The sequence below is a fragment of the Nocardia sp. CA-129566 genome (genome assembly GCF_050956075.1).
Classification (GTDB): domain Bacteria; phylum Actinomycetota; class Actinomycetes; order Mycobacteriales; family Mycobacteriaceae; genus Nocardia.
On record NZ_CP192085.1, the window covers coordinates 6,179,477 to 6,199,416 of the forward strand.

Annotated in this window: 17 protein-coding genes; 6 read left to right on the plus strand and 11 right to left on the minus strand. The window is 65.3% G+C overall.

The annotated features are described in order from the left end of the window. Positions 1-98 precede the first annotated feature (98 nt). Complete coding sequence (locus ACQP0C_RS26965) at positions 99-1,565, plus strand: mannitol dehydrogenase family protein (protein ID WP_433734664.1); 1,467 nt, start codon at positions 99-101, stop codon at positions 1,563-1,565. Positions 1,566-1,619: 54 nt separating this feature from the next. On the opposite strand, the gene ACQP0C_RS26970 is transcribed toward ACQP0C_RS26965, so the two are convergent. Next, on the minus strand, positions 1,620-2,075 hold the full coding sequence (locus ACQP0C_RS26970; protein WP_433724318.1) for an SRPBCC family protein: 456 nt from the start codon (positions 2,073-2,075) through the stop codon (positions 1,620-1,622). A gap of 210 nt (positions 2,076-2,285) precedes the next feature. After that, positions 2,286-3,542: a cytochrome P450 gene (locus ACQP0C_RS26975; RefSeq protein ID WP_433724320.1), complete on the minus strand. Its 1,257-nt coding sequence runs from the start codon at positions 3,540-3,542 to the stop codon at positions 2,286-2,288. Positions 3,543-3,789: 247 nt separating this feature from the next. Between ACQP0C_RS26975 and ACQP0C_RS26980 the strand changes: the two genes are divergently transcribed. From ACQP0C_RS26980 to ACQP0C_RS26990, 3 genes are all read left to right on the plus strand, one after another. Further along, a complete protein-coding gene (locus ACQP0C_RS26980; RefSeq protein ID WP_433734665.1) occupies positions 3,790-5,022 on the plus strand; it encodes a transcriptional regulator in 1,233 nt (410 codons plus the stop codon). Between the two features lie 81 nt (positions 5,023-5,103). Beyond that, positions 5,104-6,627 carry an aldehyde dehydrogenase gene (adh, locus tag ACQP0C_RS26985; RefSeq protein ID WP_433724322.1) on the plus strand — a complete coding sequence of 508 codons (1,524 nt, stop codon included), beginning with the start codon at positions 5,104-5,106 and terminating at the stop codon, positions 6,625-6,627. Next, positions 6,627-7,157, plus strand: a complete 531-nt coding sequence (locus ACQP0C_RS26990) for a DUF779 domain-containing protein (protein WP_433724324.1) — start codon at positions 6,627-6,629, stop codon at positions 7,155-7,157. Before adh ends, ACQP0C_RS26990 begins: the two co-directional genes overlap by 1 nt. A 154-nt stretch (positions 7,158-7,311) precedes the next feature. Here ACQP0C_RS26990 and ACQP0C_RS26995 read toward each other — a convergent pair whose 3' ends face one another. From ACQP0C_RS26995 to ACQP0C_RS27010, 4 genes are all read right to left on the minus strand, one after another. After that, entirely contained in the window at positions 7,312-7,515 is a 204-nt protein-coding gene (locus ACQP0C_RS26995; protein WP_433724326.1) for a hypothetical protein, read from the minus strand. A 150-nt stretch (positions 7,516-7,665) separates the two neighbouring features. After that, positions 7,666-8,325, minus strand: a complete 660-nt coding sequence (locus ACQP0C_RS27000) for a class I SAM-dependent methyltransferase (RefSeq protein ID WP_433724328.1) — start codon at positions 8,323-8,325, stop codon at positions 7,666-7,668. A gap of 149 nt (positions 8,326-8,474) precedes the next feature. Next, positions 8,475-9,275 (minus strand): MerR family transcriptional regulator, encoded by an 801-nt coding sequence (locus tag ACQP0C_RS27005; protein WP_433724329.1) that lies wholly within the window; start codon positions 9,273-9,275, stop codon positions 8,475-8,477. A gap of 41 nt (positions 9,276-9,316) precedes the next feature. Then, the gene (locus tag ACQP0C_RS27010) at positions 9,317-9,823 is read right to left on the minus strand and encodes a VOC family protein (protein ID WP_433724331.1); all 507 of its coding nucleotides are present in this window, start codon (positions 9,821-9,823) and stop codon (positions 9,317-9,319) included. Positions 9,824-9,900: 77 nt separating this feature from the next. Here ACQP0C_RS27010 and ACQP0C_RS27015 point away from each other — a divergent pair, with 77 nt between their 5' ends. After that, positions 9,901-10,797: an aromatic prenyltransferase gene (locus ACQP0C_RS27015; RefSeq protein ID WP_433724333.1), complete on the plus strand. Its 897-nt coding sequence runs from the start codon at positions 9,901-9,903 to the stop codon at positions 10,795-10,797. Positions 10,798-11,153: 356 nt separating this feature from the next. Here ACQP0C_RS27015 and ACQP0C_RS27020 read toward each other — a convergent pair whose 3' ends face one another. Genes ACQP0C_RS27020 through sfnG form a run of 4 tightly spaced genes read right to left on the minus strand, consistent with a single transcriptional unit; the run spans position 11,154 to position 14,525 of the window. Next, positions 11,154-11,675, minus strand: coding sequence for a flavin reductase family protein (locus ACQP0C_RS27020; protein ID WP_433724335.1), 522 nt, complete (start codon positions 11,673-11,675; stop codon positions 11,154-11,156). Continuing rightward, positions 11,668-12,177 (minus strand): NADPH-dependent FMN reductase, encoded by a 510-nt coding sequence (locus ACQP0C_RS27025; protein WP_433724337.1) that lies wholly within the window; start codon positions 12,175-12,177, stop codon positions 11,668-11,670. Before ACQP0C_RS27025 ends, ACQP0C_RS27020 begins: the two co-directional genes overlap by 8 nt. A gap of 24 nt (positions 12,178-12,201) precedes the next feature. Next, positions 12,202-13,410 (minus strand): SfnB family sulfur acquisition oxidoreductase, encoded by a 1,209-nt coding sequence (locus ACQP0C_RS27030; protein ID WP_433724339.1) that lies wholly within the window; start codon positions 13,408-13,410, stop codon positions 12,202-12,204. Then, positions 13,407-14,525, minus strand: coding sequence for a dimethylsulfone monooxygenase SfnG (gene sfnG / locus ACQP0C_RS27035; RefSeq protein WP_433724341.1), 1,119 nt, complete (start codon positions 14,523-14,525; stop codon positions 13,407-13,409). Before sfnG ends, ACQP0C_RS27030 begins: the two co-directional genes overlap by 4 nt. 221 nt (positions 14,526-14,746) lie before the next feature. On the opposite strand from sfnG, the gene ACQP0C_RS27040 reads away from it, so the two are divergent. After that, positions 14,747-15,889: an LLM class flavin-dependent oxidoreductase gene (locus tag ACQP0C_RS27040; protein ID WP_433724343.1), complete on the plus strand. Its 1,143-nt coding sequence runs from the start codon at positions 14,747-14,749 to the stop codon at positions 15,887-15,889. Positions 15,890-16,785: 896 nt separating this feature from the next. Here ACQP0C_RS27040 and ACQP0C_RS27045 read toward each other — a convergent pair. Then, a complete protein-coding gene (locus ACQP0C_RS27045; protein WP_433734666.1) occupies positions 16,786-19,821 on the minus strand; it encodes an alpha-mannosidase in 3,036 nt (1,011 codons plus the stop codon). Positions 19,822-19,940: the final 119 nt, after the last annotated feature.

Sequence of the window (19,940 nt, forward strand, 5' to 3'; positions counted from 1 at the left end):
GATCATCTGCTCAGCAAGTGATCTATTGCTCACAGAGGTTACCATCGTAATGTGACGTACACAACAGTCGAGGGGTTGTCATGAGCGAGGCCACATCCATCCCATTGCGTGCCGCGACCGTCGGCGACCTACCTGCCGAGCTGTCGGCACCGAATTACGACCGCTCCCGAATCATCTGCGGCGTAATACATTTCGGCGTCGGCGGATTCCATCGGGCGCATCAGGCGAGCTATCTCGACGAGTTGCTGCGGCGCGGCGGAGCGCGCGACTGGGGAATCTGCGGGGTCGGGGTGCGGCAGGAAGATCGGCGCATGCGCGATGTGCTCGCGGCACAGGACGGCCTGTACACACTGTCGGTCGTCGCAGCCGACGGCAGCCGGACGACCCGCGTGGTCGGCTCCATCATCGAATATCTCTATGCCCCGGACGACCCCGAGGCCGTCATCGAGAAACTGGCCGCCCCGGCGACCCGTATCGTCTCGCTCACCATTACCGAGGGCGGCTACAACTTCGCCGCGACCACCGGCGAATTCATCGCCGACAATCCGGAGATCCGCGCCGATCTCATCCCGAATACGTTGCCCGCCACCGCATTCAGTCTCATCACCGAGGGGCTGAGGCGGCGTCGCGCTCGCGGCATCGCACCGTTCACTGTGCTGTCCTGTGACAATATCGAAGGCAACGGCCACGTCGCGCGCCGCACATTCGCCGCCTTCGCACGGCTGCGCGATCCCGAACTGGGCGACTGGGTCGAGCGCGCGGTGCGATTCCCGAATTCGATGGTGGACCGCATCACCCCGGTCACCCCGCCGGGGACATCGGCGGAACTCGCACGGCGCCACGGGGTGACCGATCGCTGGCCGGTGGTGACCGAACCGTTCACCCAGTGGGTGATCGAGGATTCGTTCTCACTCGGCCGACCGGCGCTCGACGAGGTCGGCGTGCAATTCGTCAGCGACGTCGCACCCTATGAGCTGATGAAACTGCGTCTGCTGAACGCGAGCCACCAGGCGCTGGCCTATCTCGGATATCTGAGCGGCTACCGGCTCGTCCACGAGGCGGCGCAGGATCCGGTCTTCCAGCGATTCCTGATGCGCTACATGGACCGCGAAGCGACGCCGACCCTGCACCCGGTGCCCGGGGTCGACCTGGATCGATACAAGCACACCCTGATCGAGCGCTTCGCCAACCCCGCGATCGGCGACACCATCGCCAGGCTGTGCGCCGAATCCTCGGACCGGATCCCCAAGTGGCTGCTGCCGGTGGTCCGTCGGCAGCTCGCCACGGGCGGCGAGATCACCTGTGCCGCAACGGTGGTGGCGAGCTGGGCACGCTACGCCGAGGGGGTCGACGAAGACGGTGCGCCGATCGAGGTGGTCGACGCGCTGCGCGAACGCCTGGTACCCCTGGCCCGTCGCCAGCGCGACGATCCCACCGCATTCCTCACCGATCGCTCGATATTCGGCGACCTGATCGATGAGCCACGCTTCGTCGATGCCTATACCGCGGCCCTGAGTTCACTGCACACCAAAGGATCCCACGCCACCGTGGCCGAGCTGATCTGACGCAGCGTCCCGGCACGGCTCGCGAATGATCGCCCGCACCAGGGCTTTACCGGCCTAGCTCTCAGCGAGCTCGGCGAGCCGGTCGAGCGAGACCTGCAGTTTGTCAGCGGTGGTCGCCCGAGCACGGGGGAACCGATTCTCGTCGGTCAAACGCGACCAGTCGTAGGTGTGCGTGACCCGGGTATGTGCCGGATCCAGCGGTTCGAGCTCCCAGCGCCACAGGTGCCCCGGTGGCTGCTGCTCCGGTTCCGAGGGCAGCCAGGCGATACGACGTCCCTCTTCGAACTCCACCACATGGTTCTCCCGAACCGACCCCTTGGTGGTCGTCATCAGAAACATCGCGCCCACCTCGCGCACGCGCTGCCCCGCCGCTGCCTGCGCCAGGTTGTCATTGCCATCCCAGCGCGGCTGTTGCGACGGATCGGCGATCAACTCGAAGATCTGCTCCACTCCGGCGGCAATATCGCGACGGGCACTGACGATGCGCGGGACTTCGGTGTCATCGGTCATGTTCCGATCGAACCATGCGACCCTGACTCACGCCAGCCACATGCGGCGACATCGAACCGGGACAATCGCCCCTTCGCCGACGGACATCAGCGGCCGCTGCCGGCTCACCGCGGGACCGATTCCGCTAGCAGCTCTGTGCTGCGCGGTATCTGCGTGCGGCGCAGCGCTGTCCCGGCGTCGCGGCCGAAGCCACTACGCCGGGTTACGGATTCAAAGGATTTGCAGCGGAGGGGTTTTGGAGAAGCTGACCGGCAGGGCAGCCAGGGCGCGCTGGAATGGGCCCGGGCGCCAGATCAGGTCCTCGGCAGGAACGGCAAGGCGCATTTCCGGGAGTGCGTCGAGTAGTTGATCGATCGCGTCCTGGACGATCAGTGATGCGACCGATCGGGCCGGACAGGCGTGCGGACCGGCGCTCCACGCCAAATGTGAGCGATTGTCGGTGTACACCCCGGTATTGATCGCCGGATCGTTATTGCAGCCGGTCATGCTGATGACCACCGGCTGGTGTGCGGGCAGCCACGCACCATCGATCAGGATCGGCTGCTTCGGGAAGGTGACGCAGTAATTCGACAGGGGTGGGTCGGTGAACAGCACCTCGTCCAACGCATCGCGGGTGGACAGGCTCCCGCCGAGAATGCCGCCCGCGAATCGAGTATCGGTCACCATCAACCGCAGCGTATTGATGATCAGATTCTGAGTCGGTTCGATGCCCGCGCCATAGAAGCTGAGCACCTGGTGGATCATCTCACCGTCATCGAGCTGCGCCGGATGGGCCAGCAGCCGCGAGACGATATCGTCGCCCGGCTCTGCACGTTTGAGACAGACCAGGTCGAACATGGCATCGGCGACCATCTTATTGCCCGCTGCGGCATCCACGCCCTCGATCAGCGCGGCCATACCCGCGGCGGCGCGCTGACCGATTTCCGGTGGGCAACCCAGCATCGCGTTGATCACCGCGAAGGATAGTGGGAAGGCGTACTGGCTGACCAGATCCGCCGTGCCGACCTCGCAGAAGGCGTTGATGAGCGGAACGGCGATCTGCTCCACCGTGGAATGCAAAGCGAACAGGTCGATTTCGACGAGTCCGGCAACGGTCGCCTCGCGGTAGCGGGTGTGCTCGAGGCCGGTGCTGCGAATCGCGGCCGGACGCCATTCGAGCATCGGCCGAATCGGGCAGTCGTCGGGAATGCTCTGCTGCCAGGTCCGTGAATCGGCCGGAAAATGATCGGGATCATTGAGGATGCGCAGCGCCGTGTAGTAACCGATCACCAGGGTGGCCGGCACACCCGGCGACAGTTCCACCGGCACCAGAGATCCGTATCTACCGCGCATATCGCGGTACGCGGCGTGCGGGTCCGCGGCGAATTCCTCTGAGTACAGCGCGATTCGGGGACCGTCGGTATCGATCGGTGAACCGTGTGCGACCGGGTAGGAACGGGTGTGCGTTGCCGACTCTGGCGTGGTCAAGTGACGTAACTCCAGTCGATGAGCAGAAACGGTGAGCGGGCGCGCATCGGTGCAGCCCGCTCAGAGCAGCAGTCAGCGTACGTGGACCGCGGTGCCGTCGCAGTCACCATCTCTGGCCATACCGCATGTGACCGGCATTACAGTGGTTATGGGCAGATACGAAGGGAACCGATTGAGCACAGCAGCGCACGGCAATCCCTGGGTGGCCGTTCGACCGGATGACGACCTCACGCAGTTGGCACTGCGGATGTCGTCGGCGCACCGCTGCTTCCTCGAAGGCGTCGACCGTCTGCCGATCGTGCGCCCCGACGGCGATTCGGTGCGTCCGGTGGTCCTGGATTCCTGGCGGCGCAGCCGCACGAGCGGCGTGGACCCGGATGGCCTCGGCGATGCGGTGGGCATCGACGATCTGGAACTGCAGCGCTATCGGGCCAACCACCCCACCGCGCTGATCCGGCCGATAGTGCGGAAGTTGCTGGTCGAAGACGCCGCCGAGGCCGGACTGCTGGTCGCGATCAGCGATGCCGGGGGCCGGTTGCTCTGGGTCGAGGGCGATTCGAAGGTCAAAGATCGGGCGCTGGCAATGAATTTCGTGGAGGGCGCCGATTGGAGTGAGGAGCGGGTCGGGACCAATGCGCCGGGCACCGCATTGGCCCTCGATCATCATGTGCAGATTTTCGGGGCCGAACATTTCAGCCGGGTGGTGCACGACTGGAGTTGTTCGGCCGCGCCCGTGCACAATCCGCGCGACGGCCGGATCATCGGCGCCATCGATATCACCGGCGGCCCGAGAGTCGCAGCGCCGGAGGTGTTGTCGCTGATCCGGGCGACGGTGCTGGCCGCGGAATCCGAACTGCGGCTGCTCATGCTCGATTCGCCGCAACCGCTCGCTCCCCCGGCGACCCGCCTGCGGGTGCTCGGCTCGAACCGACCGACGCTGACCCGCGGCGGCGAGCCGATCCGGCTCTCGCAGCGGCATGCCGAAATCCTATTGCTGCTGGCCGAATATCCCGAGGGCCTCAGCGCCGACCACCTCGCCATGCTGCTCGACGAATCGGAGCTGGATCCGGTGACGGTGCGGGCGGAAATGTCGCGAGTGCGAAAGCTGCTGGGCGCCAACGGACTCAGCTCCCGTCCCTATCGGCTGCTGCTGGATCTCGACACCGACGTCGCCGAGGTTCGACGCGCACTCGCCCGCGGCGACACGTCGGCGGCATTGCGCGCCTATCCGGGTCCGATCCTGCCCCGCTCACTCGCACCCGGCATCGGTGAACTGCGCGCCGAGTTGCGCGGCCGCCTGCGCGCCGCCCTGGTGACGGCGGGTGATCGTCGCCTGCTGGCCCGCTGGACCGGTTCGGTCGACGGACGCGACGACCTGGCGGCATGGACCGCCTATCTGTCCTCGCTCGACCGCCGGTCTTCGATGTATGCCCAGGTAGAAGCACAGCTGCGACTGCTCGATCGCAAATTGGGCAACTGACCAGTTTGTTGCAACCGTGCTGCAACATGGACACTCATAGTGTTCCGGATCACACCTGAATCAGCAGATCGAGGAGATTCGATGACCGTCTTCGCCCGCCCAGGAACACCCGCCGCCGCCATGTCGTTCCAGGCCCGCTACGACAACTGGATCGGCGGCGAATGGGTCGCGCCCGTCAAGGGGCAGTACTTCGAAAATCCCACTCCGATCACGGGTCGAACGTTCTGCGAGGTCGCGCGCGGCACCGCCGAGGACATCGAACTCGCCCTCGATGCCGCGCACGCCGCCGCACCCGCATGGGGTAAGACCTCGGTCGCCGAGCGCGCCGTCATCCTCAATAAGATCGCCGACCGGATCGAGGCAAACCTCGATGCCATCGCCCTGGCGGAGACCTGGGACAACGGCAAGCCGATCCGCGAAACCCTGGCCGCCGATATCCCCCTGGCCATCGATCACTTCCGCTACTTCGCCGGTGCGATCCGCGCCCAGGAGGGTGCGCTGTCGGAGATCGATGCCGATACCGTCGCCTACCACTTCCACGAACCGCTCGGCGTTGTCGGCCAGATCATTCCGTGGAACTTCCCGATCCTGATGGCCACCTGGAAGCTCGCGCCCGCACTCGCCGCCGGTAATGCCGTGGTTCTCAAGCCCGCCGAGCAGACTCCGGCCTCGATCCTGTTCCTGATCGGCCTCATCGGTGATCTGCTGCCGCCCGGCGTGGTCAATATCGTCAACGGTTTCGGCGTCGAGGCGGGCAAGCCGCTGGCCTCCAGCCCGCGGATCAAGAAGATCGCGTTCACCGGCGAGACCACCACCGGCCGCCTGATCATGCAGTACGCCTCGCAGAATCTGATTCCGGTCACCCTGGAACTCGGCGGCAAGAGCCCCAATATCTTCTTCTCCGACGTCCTCGCCGCGAATGACGACTACCAGGATAAGGCCCTGGAAGGTTTCACCATGTTCGCGCTCAACCAGGGCGAGGTCTGCACCTGCCCGTCGCGCGCGCTGATCCAGGCCGATATCTACGACGAATTCCTGGCCGCGGCCGTGGTGCGGACCAAGGCCGTGCGGCAGGGCGATCCGCTCGATACCGACACCATGATCGGCGCGCAGGCCAGCAACGATCAGTTCGAAAAGATCCTGTCCTACATCGAGATCGGCAAGGCCGAGGGCGCCACCCTGCTCACCGGCGGCGAGCGCGCCGACCTCGGCGGCGATCTGGCGGGCGGCTACTACGTGCAGCCGACGGTTTTCGCGGGCAATAATTCGATGCGGATCTTCCAGGAGGAGATCTTCGGTCCGGTCGTCTCGGTGACCTCGTTCGCCGACTACGACGATGCCATCAAGATCGCCAACGACACGCTCTACGGACTCGGCGCTGGCGTATGGTCGCGCGACGGCGCGGTCGCCTACCGGGCCGGGCGTGATATCCAGGCCGGTCGGGTGTGGACCAACACCTACCACCAGTACCCCGCGCACGCCGCATTCGGCGGCTACAAGCAGTCCGGCATCGGACGCGAGAACCACCGCATGATGCTCGACCACTACCAGCAGACGAAGAACCTGCTGGTCGGTTACGCATCGAAGGCGCAAGGCTTCTTCTGATGGCCACAGTCCCCCGGCGCGTGCGCGCCACCGCGGCGGCGATGGATCTGCTCCGTCGCCTCCGCGGGCAGCACGGGCCGCTGATGCTGCACCAGTCCGGCGGCTGCTGCGACGGTTCGGCGCCGATGTGTTACCCCGCAGGCGAATTCGTGGTCGGCGATCGCGATGTGCTGCTCGGCCTGCTCGATCTGCGCCTGCGAGCCGATGAACTGCCGACGACCGAGCCCGAGCCGGATGACTGTGCGCCGGTGTGGATTTCGGGTCCACAGTTCGCGGCGTGGCAGCACACTCAGCTCATCCTCGATGTGGTGCCGGGCCGCGGCTCCGGATTCAGTTTGGAATCGCCCGAAGGGTTCCGATTCCTCAGTCGCGGAAGAGTTTTCGACAATCCCGAGCTCGTTGCGCTGGCCGGGATCGAGCCCGTGACCGGTGCGGGCTGGGAGCGTGGCGAGCGTCCGGCGGCGTCCAGCGAAGCACAGGTGGTCGCCGAGGCGGCCGATGCCTGCCCGGTTCCCGGTCGTAGTCTCTGACGATTCCCAGCGCATCGGTGTCGAACACCGCACAGGGGGTGGCGATTACGGCGCATCCAGCAAACCGTTCGCTGCCTCTTGTGCGGTGAGCGCGCACCCCCTGGGGAAAGATACGCGATGAGCTGGATTCCAGTGCGGCACCGATAATTCCGGTTCAGACCTGAGAACGCCGGTCGACAGCGACCATATCGAGCACCAGATCCTGTAGGACCCGGCGCGTGGTGTGAGCCTGTGCGATCAAAGGTTCGGACGATTCGGTCTCGGCGAGCTCCACCAGCCGATTCACTACGTGACAGAGCGCGACAAGTCTGCGGATCGCTTGACGTCGCTCGGCGAGGTTCATGGTGTCGGTGGCCATATTCAGCAGATCGCGCCGCCGCCGCCAACTATTTCGCTCAGGTTTGCTGGATCACCGTGCGACTGGTCCGGCAACACTGACGCAATCGAGGTCGCATGCTTCATGGACACCAATGAGTCAGTGACGCAACGGAATCGCGCACCGGCGTGTCTAGATCCGTTCGACGGTCGCGAGCCAGGCCGGTGCACCATTGTCGTGGTACCGCGTCTGAATCCGGTCCGATTCGATCGAGGCGACATGCCATCCTGCGCCGGAATCGAACGCCGCACTCAGCTCTTCCCGACCGACGGGATGCGGGCCGGTATCGGGACCAATATCGCTGAAGCACAACACATACAGGGTTCCACCGTGCTCGGTCACCGACATCAGACTCGCCACATATCGTGCTCGCTCGTCCTCGTCGAAGGTGTGGAACAGTCCGCAGTCCAGCACCGTGTCGAACCTGCGCCCCAAACCCGCCAACTCGAACGCATCGGCCACCGCGAACTCGGCCTCGATCCCACGGTCCTCGGCATTGCGCCTAGCGTTCACCAGTGCCGTCTCAGCGACATCAACCCCCAGCACCGACAAGCCGAGCGAGGCGACGTACAAAGCGTTCTCACCGGTCCCGCAACCCGCATCGAGCACCGCTCCGGTGAATCCACCTGCGGATGCCACACGCACTATCGCTGGCTGCGGCCGGTCGATATCCCACGGCGCTGGGCCGTCGTGGTACGACGCATCCCACGGCAGTCCGGTCATCCGTTCGTGACTGGTCGGCTGCCGACCACCGAACGGATCATCGGCGCGGGTTCCCGAATGCTCCGACAACTTCATCACCTCCCTGTGAGTGGTCTGGTCACCTCATCGTGGCACGCCGATCGACGATTATCGCGAAACCGGGCAACTCGACGCCGCTTTCTAGTGCACAGTCGGGCTGGTCCGGTCGCCGGGGCAGCAGGCGATGGCATCGCCCAATGTCAAACCCAGGTCGCTGATTCCGGAATGATCCCCTTGGCGCGGGCATTGGCGTCGATGATGTCGCGGAGCCAGCTGGTCAGTCCGGGCTCGATGGCATCGTAGAAAGCGGCGAATTCGGGGTCGGCGGTGTATTTCCGGGCTATGCAGACGTGCATCGAGTGGGTGCAGTCGAAGTAGGTGTCGATCGATGCGCGGTGCCGCTCGGCCAAGGCGTTGGCCCGCTCGCTTCCGGGGCGCACTCCGGTGCGATGGGCCGCGGCCAGATCCGCGTTCAATGCCTCGACGTCGACGGCGATCTGCTGCCAGTGTTCGGCGGTTCTGCCCGCGGCGCGTTCGGCGTACTGGGCCCACTGGTCGGTGTCACCCCAGCGGTCGTGTGCTTGCGCGGCCCAGCCGGGTTGCCAGTGCTCGCCGAAGATCTCGACCTGCTCGTCGGCCGAGAGCAGGATCCCGGACTTCCTGGCCTCGATCAGGCGGTCCATGGCGTCCGCCATCTGATGCAGGCGGGCAGCGCGCTCGCGCAGCGAATCACGCTGCGCACGCAGCGATGCCGTCGCGTCGACGGCCGGTTCGTCCAGCAGCGATTTGATGTCCTCGAGAGGTAGGCCCAGCTCACGATAGGTGAGCACGCGTTGGATCCGGGAGAGGTCCGCGTCCGTATAGAGCCGGTATCCGGCGTCGGTGCGCTCGGACGGGCAGACCAGCCCAATGGCATCCCAATGGTGCAGCGTCCGGATCGTGACACCCGCCCGGGATGCGGCGGCACCGACGGTGAGACCAGCGGCGTCATCGAGATTCACATCGTCCAGTCTGACATTCGCGCCGGGCGATGCCGCCGACCTCATTTCCCCGGCCCTTCGATTCCGATGGACCGCAGGTACGCGGCCTCGGTGCTGTTCGGGTCGTACGGCCGCGCCGCCGTCATGATCACCCGGGTGTTGTCCGGTGTGCGGACCTCCAGTTCCACCGAGTTCCACGGCATCATCCGCGGCCCCGCCGTACAACCGGGCAACACCCGCTCACACACCGCCGCGATCTCGTCGAGCTGACCGAGCACACACGCGAAGCTCACGCTCAGCGCCGTCGGCCCGGCCAGGTGCTCGTCCGTCACGAGCAGGACATCCTGGAACGCCCAGCGGCGCAGATGCGTCAGCCGCCCGGGGACGGTGAACAGGTCGAAGAAGCCGAGTCCGCGAACCCAGAAGTCCACCGACGCAGCCAGATCGGGCGTCGGCACCGTGACGAACATCGGCATCCCGTACAGGCCGCGGAACAGCTCCGGAGCCACGGCGTCGAGGGCGGGCACGGGAACCGGACTGATATCGAATGCGGGGTAGGTTTCACTCACCGCGATATCGTCGAGCCTGACGTAGCGTCAGGGTCAAACCGCTACGTCAGCCAGCGATTTGCGGGACGATGAAGGCCATGACCGCATCCGCCACACTCACACTCGATCGGCTCCGGACAGACCTGCGGGAGTATGCGCGCCTAGCCGAGGCCCGCTATGACCCGGCGGTCGTGGACCCGGTGCTGGACACACTCGCCGATCTGTGGACCAATTCCGTCGTCGGTGTGCGCACAACGACGCATCCGGTGCCCGAACGCGAGGTCAACGCTCGGGTGATGCATCCGGGCGCTCCCACCGATCTGATCGAAAGACTTCGTAACGCAGGACTTCTCACCTACACCGGACATCCGATGGAGCAGTTGCTCGCCGAGATATCGGCCGCCGTGCCGGTGCGCTCGGGTGTCGATCTCGCACTCGCCGGCGGTGTGCAGAAGATCTGGCTGGTATTCCCCGAACTACTCGAGGTGGAACAGATTCTCGGATTCTCCGGCATCCCCGACTCGGCACGCGCCAACGCCGAGCACCTGACCCGATATGGCGGCCAAATCGGCATACTGGCAGTCGATTTCGACGCACGCACGACGAATCTCTACTCGAACGTCTTCGCGCCGGGCACCCTCGCTCCCGCGGATATCGCCGGAATTCTGGCCGAACTCGACTTCGCCCCGGCCGACGACGCCGAACTCGAACTCCTGGGACGCACGTTCAACCTCTACCGCACGTTTTCCTGGACATCCCCACGCATGCAACGGATTTGCTTCCCGGTGCGCTGCGACGCATCGAGCTTCCCGACCCACCTCGACCCGGTCCTGAACCGTTTCGTCGACGGCGCACCATTCGCCGACCCCGACACCCGAGGATTCGTCTTCTACGCCGCCCACGGCCCGGACACCCGCTACTACAAGGTCCAAGCCGAATACGCCGCGGCTCGCCAAGCCACCTTCCCCGGCGGCACCGCCCCCAGCCGCACCTAGCGCTGCACTGAGTCAACGACCCGACACCGCGATTGCCCGTGAGTTCGACGTACCAAGGCCACCGCGTAGCGATCACCTCGGACCAGTGCCGTTGCCGTAGCCTCGGCCCGCCATCGGGCCCGCGCCACGTACCCACGGATCCCGGTCAGCTGCCGGTGGCACGGGCAGCACTGTCGACAAGGCCGCGCTGGACACTGGCCGACTCTGTGTTTCCTATGCCGCGGGCATGTCCTACGGCACTATCCGCGGACGATTTCGGAAACGAAGATCCGCGCACGCAGTGGGACCAGCTCAGACACTTCGACACCGTTCGCGAGATAATCCGAAGTGCCGAAACGGGCATCCAACCCCAAACTTCAGCTGGCGATCTCGGTGATCTCGCGATGCGGGTGCAGGCTGCGGAATTTGCTGCCGTGGAAGATCAGTGGCTCGGCGTCGGCCCGGGCCGCGAGGCGGTTGATCCGCAGGATGACCACCGTGTGGTCGCCCGCCGGTATGCGGGCTTCGACCGCGCCCTCGATCCACGCCGTCGCGCCCTCGATGAAGATCGCGTCGGCCGCGCCGCGTTGCACATCCACATTATGGAAGCGGTTGCCGTTGCGGTTGCTCAGTGCCCGAGCCGCATCCTCCTGATCGGTGCCGAGCAGACTCAGACCGAGGTGCGTGGCGGTATCCAGCTTCGGCCAGGTCGCCGAACTGTTCTGCACACAGAACGACACCAGTGGCGGATCGAGCGAGACCGGGACGAAGGTACTCACCGCCAAACCGTAGGGTGTGCCTTCGATTTCGGCGCACACCGCGACAACCCCGCTGGGAAAGCTGGCGAATACGCGACGCAGTCCGGCGCCATCGGACGGAAACTCGAATAGCTCATACACGGTCGGCCGCCTTCGAACTCAGTGCCGCGGCGACGGGCCGCCAGCGGGTGGTGTAGCGCTCGATCGCGCCGTCTTCCTGAAATGTCCGGTCCGATAGGTAGAGACCGGGCAATGCGGCCGTCGCCCCGAGTTCGACCAGCACCGGCTTGAGCAGCAGGTCCGGCGCGAGGGCGTGGGTCGGGCCCGCGCCGAGCATGAGCGGCACCGCCACGACATCGGCCAGGCCGGTACCGCCTTCGAACTGTTCGAGGAACAGCTTCAAAAGTCCGGTGTAGGTGGCCTTGAAGGTCGGACTGGCGAAGACCACCAGATCCGAAGCGGCCACCGTGCGCACGGCGCCGGCGACATCCGGGTCACCCCAGGACAGCAGGCCAGCGCCGAAGGAGACCAGATCGATCACCTCTGGTGTTACGTCCGGGCGCAAACCCTCGGCGACCAGCGTTGCCGCGGTCAGCGTACGGGAGGCGGGCTTCGGATTGCCGACAACGACGGTAACTGTCACTTCCGTATCCTCTTCTCGCTCAGCTCAGATCACGCCGTGCAGCGGTGGCGCGGTGTCGTGCAGCAATGCCCTGCCGATGTGCTGATACTTCCACCGCACCGGATCGTGCAGGGTATGCGTGCGGGCATTGCGCCAGTAGTGATGCAGGTTCAGATCCGCAGCGGCACTGCGTGTTCCGCCCACCTCGAACAGCGCGGCCGATACCTCGTTGGCCGCGCGATCGGCGAGCACCTTCGCGGTGGCGACGGCCAGCGATGCGGAAGCGACGAATTCGGCCGCACCAACCGCGGCGTCGACGGCCACACCGGCGGCGGTCAGCGTGGCCTCGGCGGCACTCACCGCGACGGACAACTCACCGAAGCGCTGGATCAGCAGCGGATCGTCCACGGCCCTGGCAACTCCCGACTCGAACCATGGACGACTCGATGTCCGCACGAATTCCGTTGCCGCGGTGAGCGCACCACGGGCGATACCGGTGTCGATCGCGGCGTGCAGCAATTGCGCGTAGGCACCGTATCCGGTCGGCGCGTGCACCGCCGCCGAACGAGCGATCAACTGATCCCGCTCCACGACGACGTTCTCGAATTCGATGGTCCCGCTGCCGGTCGTGCGCTGCCCGATGCCGTTCCAGTCGTCGATGATTCGCACACCGGGGGTAGCGGCCGGTAGATAGGCGATGTACTCCCCCGGTGCCAGGCCACTGCGCTGCTCGGGATCATCGAGCCGGGTGAGCACAGCGAGCAGATCCGCGAAAAGTGAACCCGTACAGTAGAACTTTATGCCATCGATGCGGAACCGGTTGTCGAGCGGCCGCACCTTCGTGGCGATATCGGCAACGGTCGCACCGCCACGCTCGGACTGCGCATTGGCGATCCGGGCACCGGCCAGCACCTGACCGAAATAGCGCAGCTGCTGATCCCCGGAACCCGCCAACCGCAATAGGTTCAGATAAACGAAGTGGCTGTGCGGAATCTGCGCGATATTCGGGTCGGCGGCCGCCAGCACGCGCACCACCTCCGCGACCGCGCTCGGCGGCAGATCCGCTCCCCCGAATGCCGCGGGCACCGTGATCGCGAGCAACCCACTCGCCGCGAGTCGATCCACCTCGGCGAATGGCAACTCTCGCCCGAGATCACGTGCCGCGGCCCCGGCGGCGAACTCCGACGCCAATTGCGCAGCAACAGAATACGCCTGGGTCGCGGATTCGATGCGGTCGGCGGCGATCGCGGTCATCGGTGCCCGACCCCGGCGGGCGTACGCGCGGCCTCCAGTTCCCGGACCAGCGGCAGCACCTTCGCACCGAAGTACTCGACCTCCTCCTGGAAGTGCAGGAACCCGGCGAGGATCAGGTCCACACCGAGTTCCCGGTAGGCCACGATGCGTTCGGCGACCTGTTCGGGCGTACCGATGAGCTCGGTGCGAAATCCGTCGTTGTACTGCACCAGATCTTCGACTGTCGAATCCGCCCACATCCCCTTGCGGTCCCTGGTGGACGCACCGGCCTGTTGCACCGCGTCCCGGAAGCCCTCCACCGCGGGCTTGTTCGCCTTCTCGATGATCTCGCGCAGGGTGTCGTGCGCCTCTTTCTCGGTATCGCGGGCGATAATGAACCCGTTCAACCCGAATTTGACCGCACGGTGGTTCGCCTGCGCGATACCGCGCAGATCGTCCAATTGTTCGGTGACACCGTCGAAGTCTTTGCCGTTGGAGAAGTACCAATCGGCATAGCGGCCACCATTGCGGCGCGCCGCCGTCGAGTTACCGCCTTGGAACAGTTCGGGATTCGGCCGCTCGGGGGTGTTCAGCGGCTTGGGCTTCAGCGTGAAATCGCGGATGCGGTAGAAGTCACCGCCGTAGTTCACATTGTCCTCGGTCCAGATCTTGCGGATCACCTCGAGGAATTCGGCGCTGCGTCGGTAGCGTTCATCGTGTTCCAGCCACGGCTCACCGAGCGCGGTGAATTCCCCTGCGAACCAGCCGGATACGACATTGATGGCGAAGCGACCATTGGACAGATGGTCAGCGGTGGCACCGAATTTGGCCAGTACGGCCGGATGCCAGAGCCCGGGATGCACCGCGGCGATCACCTTCAGCCGCTCGGTCGCACCGAGCAGCGCGAGACTGAACGAAGTGGACTCGTGCTGGTACTCCGCGCCATAGGACGCGGTGTAGCGGACCTGCGACAGCGCGTAGTCGAAGCCGTTGTTCTCCGCGGTCCGCGCCAGCTTCTTGTTGTATTCGAAGTCCCAGCCGGTGCGCTGCTCGATTTCGCTGGTGACCAGTCCACCGCTGACATTCGGCACCCAGTAGGCGAACCGGATCCGATCGGCGATCTGCTCTGTGCTCATGCTTGCTCCATTCGGTCTCGGCGCGCGCTCCTTCCACTCCAGCACCGGAAGCCCAACGGCAGCAGGGTTTGAATCTGTGCGATCGGATGGGTGTAGCGATCGGGGGCAGCGGCGGAAATAACCACGCGGATTTCAACCGGTGACATGCCCCGGCGACGCTGGCAGCATCGCCGGTCATCCGTGCCCGAAACGGCATCCGAACCCGCGAGGAGCAGCTGTCGATGTCACTGTCGTTCCATTGGTTTCTGCCCACCTACGGCGATTCCCGCGGCCTGATCGCCGGTGGCCACGGCACCTCGATGTCCGGTGACCGCCCCGCGTCACTGCGCTACCTCAACCAGATCGGCGCGGCGGCAGAGGACAACGGCTTCGAGGCGGTGCTCACCCCGACCGGCGCCTGGTGCGAGGACGCCTGGCTCACCACCGCCATGCTGGTCGAAACCACCGAAACGCTGAAATTCCTGGTCGCGTTTCGGCCCGGATTGGTCAGCCCGACACTGGCCGCGCAGATGGCCGGGACCTATCAGCGCCACTCCCGGGGCCGCCTGCTGCTGAATGTGGTGACCGGCGGCGAACCGCACGAACAACAGGCCTACGGCGACTTCCTCGATAAACACCAGCGCTACGCCCGCACCGCCGAATTCCTGCACGTGGTGCGCGAGCTGTGGCGCTGCAGGCAGCCGCTCACCTTCGAGGGCGAGCACATTCGGATCCGCAACGCCCTGCTCAACAATCATCCGGACCCGATACCCCCGGTGTTCTTCGGCGGCTCCTCCGAGCCCGCCGGACCGGTCGCGGCCCGCTATGCCGACACCTACCTCACCTGGGGTGAGCCACCGGCCTCAGTCGGTAAGAAGCTCGATTGGATCCGTGGTCTCGCCGCCGCCGAGGGCAGAGAGCTCAGCTACGGTTTGCGCATTCACGTGATCACCCGCGACACCTCGGCAGCGGCGTGGGCCGTGGCCGATCGCCTGCTGTCCGGCCTCGACCCCGCCGAAATCGAACGCGTGCAGACCAGCCTGGCGCGCAGTGAATCCGAAGGCCAGCGCCGAATGCTCGACCTGCACGGCGGCCGCACCGACCGGCTCGAAATCGCGCCGAACCTATGGGCCGGTGTCGGCCTGGTGCGCGGCGGCGCGGGCACGGCACTGGTCGGCTCCCATGACGAGGTCGCCGACCGCCTGATCGAATACGCCGACCTCGGCATCACCCATTTCATCCTCTCCGGCTACCCGCATATCGAAGAGGCCTACTGGTTCGGCGAGGGTGTACTGCCGATCCTCGAACGGCGCAATCTGTGGGCGCACCCGCATCGCAGCGAATCAGCGCCCATAGCAACACCTTTCGCGACTGCGACGAACTGATCGGCTCGGCGCCCGATCGACCGTGCTCCGGATGATCCGAGCTCGCCGAATTGTGCCCCGCCATCGACCGAGGTTGGCCAGCAGGAAGTCGCGGGCGACGCCGGATGCTCGGTCGAACTGCTCCTCATACACGGCGAAGTGGGGGCCGGGGATCAGCGTCAGTTGTTTGGGCTCGAGCGCCTCGGCGTAGCGGCGGAAACCGAGTTACGATGGCGTCGTCGAGCAGCAGTTCAATAATCAACTTGAATCGCAGCGAGCCAGGCTGCGCGATACCGAGATTCCATTGCACCCGCGAATACGTCTATTCCATTTTTCGACCATCCGCGAATCCACGGTCGGACCCGGGCCGGAGTAGTCGGCGAACAGGAAGGTTCGCAGGTCAAATTGGAGGAAGGCACAAAGACATCGGCGTGAACTGGGTCGATCTTTGGACTTATTGTTCCTAGCTGCACAGTCCTAGAAAACGATGTACTTGGCCCCTACGCCCGATTTCGAAGCCAAGTGGCCCGTAGGCGGGGCCGACTGGAGAACCGCGATGACCAGCGCGATTGCGCGGTCCACACCGCATCCCGAAACGCGAACAGGCGAATACCGCCCCCTCGAGCAGATGCTGCGGCTCGGTCGCTGAGACAATGGCAGTGCAGAGAAGTCCTGAGTCGACTGCGCCGGACGGCCAAGGTAATGCAACGCCATGCCATGTCACGGTCCGATTTCCGGGTTGGCCGCCGATGCACTACTGGGCCGACTCCATAGCGGCGCACACTTTCGCAAAAGCAATGTATGCATTGAGACTGGCGACAATTCAAATCGATCACGATATGCGCGAAGCGCTACGGCCCATGCCTTGTCAGCGGCTCTGGCTATGAACGAACAGGACTGATGCCCGCCGCAGCATCTCAGATCTGCGACGAGGTCCGATCGTGGGAACGGGCGAACCGCAGCGTGACGAGCTGAAACGGCCGCAGCCGCAAACGAACTCCCGTGCCCTCCGGGCTCGCTGGGGTGTCCCCCGGCAGCGGCCGCTCGAGCAGATCGCAGACCTGGAACCCGGTGAATCCGAAGCCGACGGCCACCAGCGCCGAGGCCCGACCACCGTGCGCCTCATAGACCCGCAGCACGACATCGCCGCTGCCGTCGTCGGCGAGTTTGACAGCGCTGGTCACCACGGCGTCATTGTCGATGGTGAACAGCGGTTCGACGGCTTCGGCGACACCCGGCCGCGCCGGCGTGAGGTTGATCCGGTAGCCCGCACACACCGCGTCCCCGATCGAGGCGCCCGGGATCAGCGAATGTCGGAAGTGGTGTGCGCCGTGGTCGGTTTCCGGATCGGGAAAGCGCGGTGCCCGCAGGAGCGAAACCCGCAATGTTGTTGTCGTCGCACCATCGGCTCGGACCGTGCGGGTGACGTCATGTCCGTAGGTGGAGTCGTTGACGAGCGCCACACCCCAACCCGGCTCGGCGAAATGGACGAACCGGTGGTTACCGGCCTCGAACTTCGCATACTCCCAGCTGGTGTTGGTGTGGGTGGGCCGGAACAGATGCCCGAACTGGGTCTCGCAGGCATAGCGGTCGGCGTGGATGTCCAGGGGAAAAGCCAGTTTGAGGAATTTCTCGGTCTCATGCCAGTCGACGTTGGTATTGATGTCCAGGCCGCGCGCACCCGCTCGTACCACAAGGGACTGCTCGACCTTGGAAGACCCGAACGAGCGGCCGACCAGCACCATTGCCGATCCCTGCGAATCCGTTTCTGCCGCAACGAAATCCGCTTCGGTGAGGTCGGTAGCCTGGTTTCGGTAGAAGAGATCGACATCCCACGCGTCCCATGCGTTCGGGAAGTCCGGGTGCAGCTGCAGCAGGTTCGCGACCGAACCCGGCGCAAGCGTCTCGCGCCGCGCCTCGAGGTCGAATACCGATACGACGAGGCCGTGCGCATCCACTTCGACCCGCAACAGACCGTTGTCGAGGACGAATCCACCACCAGCGCGCTCGGCCACCGAGCACGGGTGCCCCGCCGCCACCGCGGCCGCCCCTCCGGCCGGGACAGATCGCCAGGTGTGCGGCGCCGGGTTGAAGATATTCGGTCCCGTGCGCTCACCGCCGAGCGCCCATTGGGCCCGTTCGATGATCGTCGTCAACTCTTGGGCCACCGCCGCGTACGTCCGCTCCGCATCTCGGTGCACCCATGCGATAGACGAACCGGGCAGAATGTCATGAAACTGGTACAGCAGCACCGTCTTCCAGATCCGGTCCAGTGCCGCATAGGGGTATTCGCCGTCCTTGCGCACCGCCGCCGTCGCGGCCCACAGCTCGGCCTCCCGCAGCAGGTGCTCGCTGCGCCGGTTCCCCTGCTTGGTCTTGGCCTGACTGGTCAGCGTGCCGCGGTGCAACTCCAGGTACAACTCCCCCACCCACACCGGCGGGTTCCGATATTCGGCCTCGGCCTTGGCGAAGAAGTCGGCGGGCTTGTCCCACACCACTTTCGGCGAGCCCTCCAGGTTCCGCATCCTGGCGGCCTTGGCGACCATCTCCCGCGTCGTCCCACCACCGCCGTCGCCCCAGCCGGTGGGCGCCAGTGACATTGATGCGCGGCCCTTGTCCTTGAAATTCCTTGCGGCGTGCGCGATCTCGCGGCCCTGCATCGAGCAGTTGTACGTGTCGACCGGCGGAAAATGGGTGAAGATCCGGCTTCCGTCGATGCCCTCCCACAGGAAGGTATGGTGCGGAAACTGGTTGATCTGGCTCCATGAGATCTTTTGTGTCAGTAGCCATTTGCACCCGGCGGCCTTGATGATCTGCGGCAGCCCGGCGGCGAATCCGAACGTATCGGGCAGCCAAGCCTCCTGGCTCTCGACACCGAACTCCTCCAGGAAGAACCGCTTACCGTGCACGAACTGCCGCGCCATCGCTTCCGAGCCCGGCATATTCGTATCCGATTCGACCCACATGCCGCCGGTCGGCACGAACCGGCCCTGCGACACCGCGCTCTTGACCTTCGCGTAGATCTCGGGTCGGTGCCGCTTGATGAAGTCGTATTGCGCGGCTTGGGACATCGCGAAGATGAACTCGGGCTCCTCGGCCAGCAATGCGGTCATATTCGCGGTGGTGCGCGCCACCTTGCGCACCGTCTCGCGCAGCGGCCACAGCCATGCCGTATCGATGTGCGCGTGCCCGACCGCGGAGATCTTGTGCGCGGACGCCACCGCCGGCGCGGCCAGCACGTCGACCAAACACGCGCGCGCCGCAGCAGCCGTGGAGTTCACGTTCTGCAGATCGACGGCGTCGAGCGCGCGCTCGATCGCCCGCACGATGTCGTAGCGGCGGGCGGGATCCTCGGGCATCTCGTGCATCAGCTCGCCAAGCACCTCCAGATCCTGGACCAGCAACCAGACCTCTTCGTCGAAGACCGCCAGGTCCATCCGACCCAGCCGATACTGCGGCTCATCACCGGCGGTGGACTTGTCGCCGAGCATGGTCGGTGAGAAGGGAATGATCGGGTTCGAAGCCGCCTCGACGTGCAACACCACATGCTCGCCGCCGACCGCCGGGGACGCCACACGCACCCACTGGTTGCGCGGGTGCAAACCCTTGACCGGCGATCCATCCGACCGGTAGACCAAGCCCTCGCACTGGAAACCCGTCATATTCTGGTCGAAACCGAGATCGATGATCGCCTCGACGGTCTTACCCGCCCACGCGTCGGGCACCGTCGCCTCGACCGTGAGCCAACTGGTCCCCCACGGTGCGCCCCATCTGGCGCCGGATTCGATAGGCGTCCGTGGCGCGGCCAAGCCCTCGGCAACCGGCACCGGCTCATCCGGCGCGACCCAGATGGATGCCTTCAGCGGCACCGCCTCCGGATAGATCGCCGGAGTGATCCGCTCCGCTAGAACCCGCCCGAGGCGATTCTCGACCAACCGACGGTCATCGTGCATAACGCTGGCTCCCATCGGACCGGGCGTGATCAACGAACCGCAACCATTCTCCGACAGTGCGACCATATCGGCCATATTGCGCTCCGCCGACTCGGCCGCGACACCAGCGCAACGCTGAT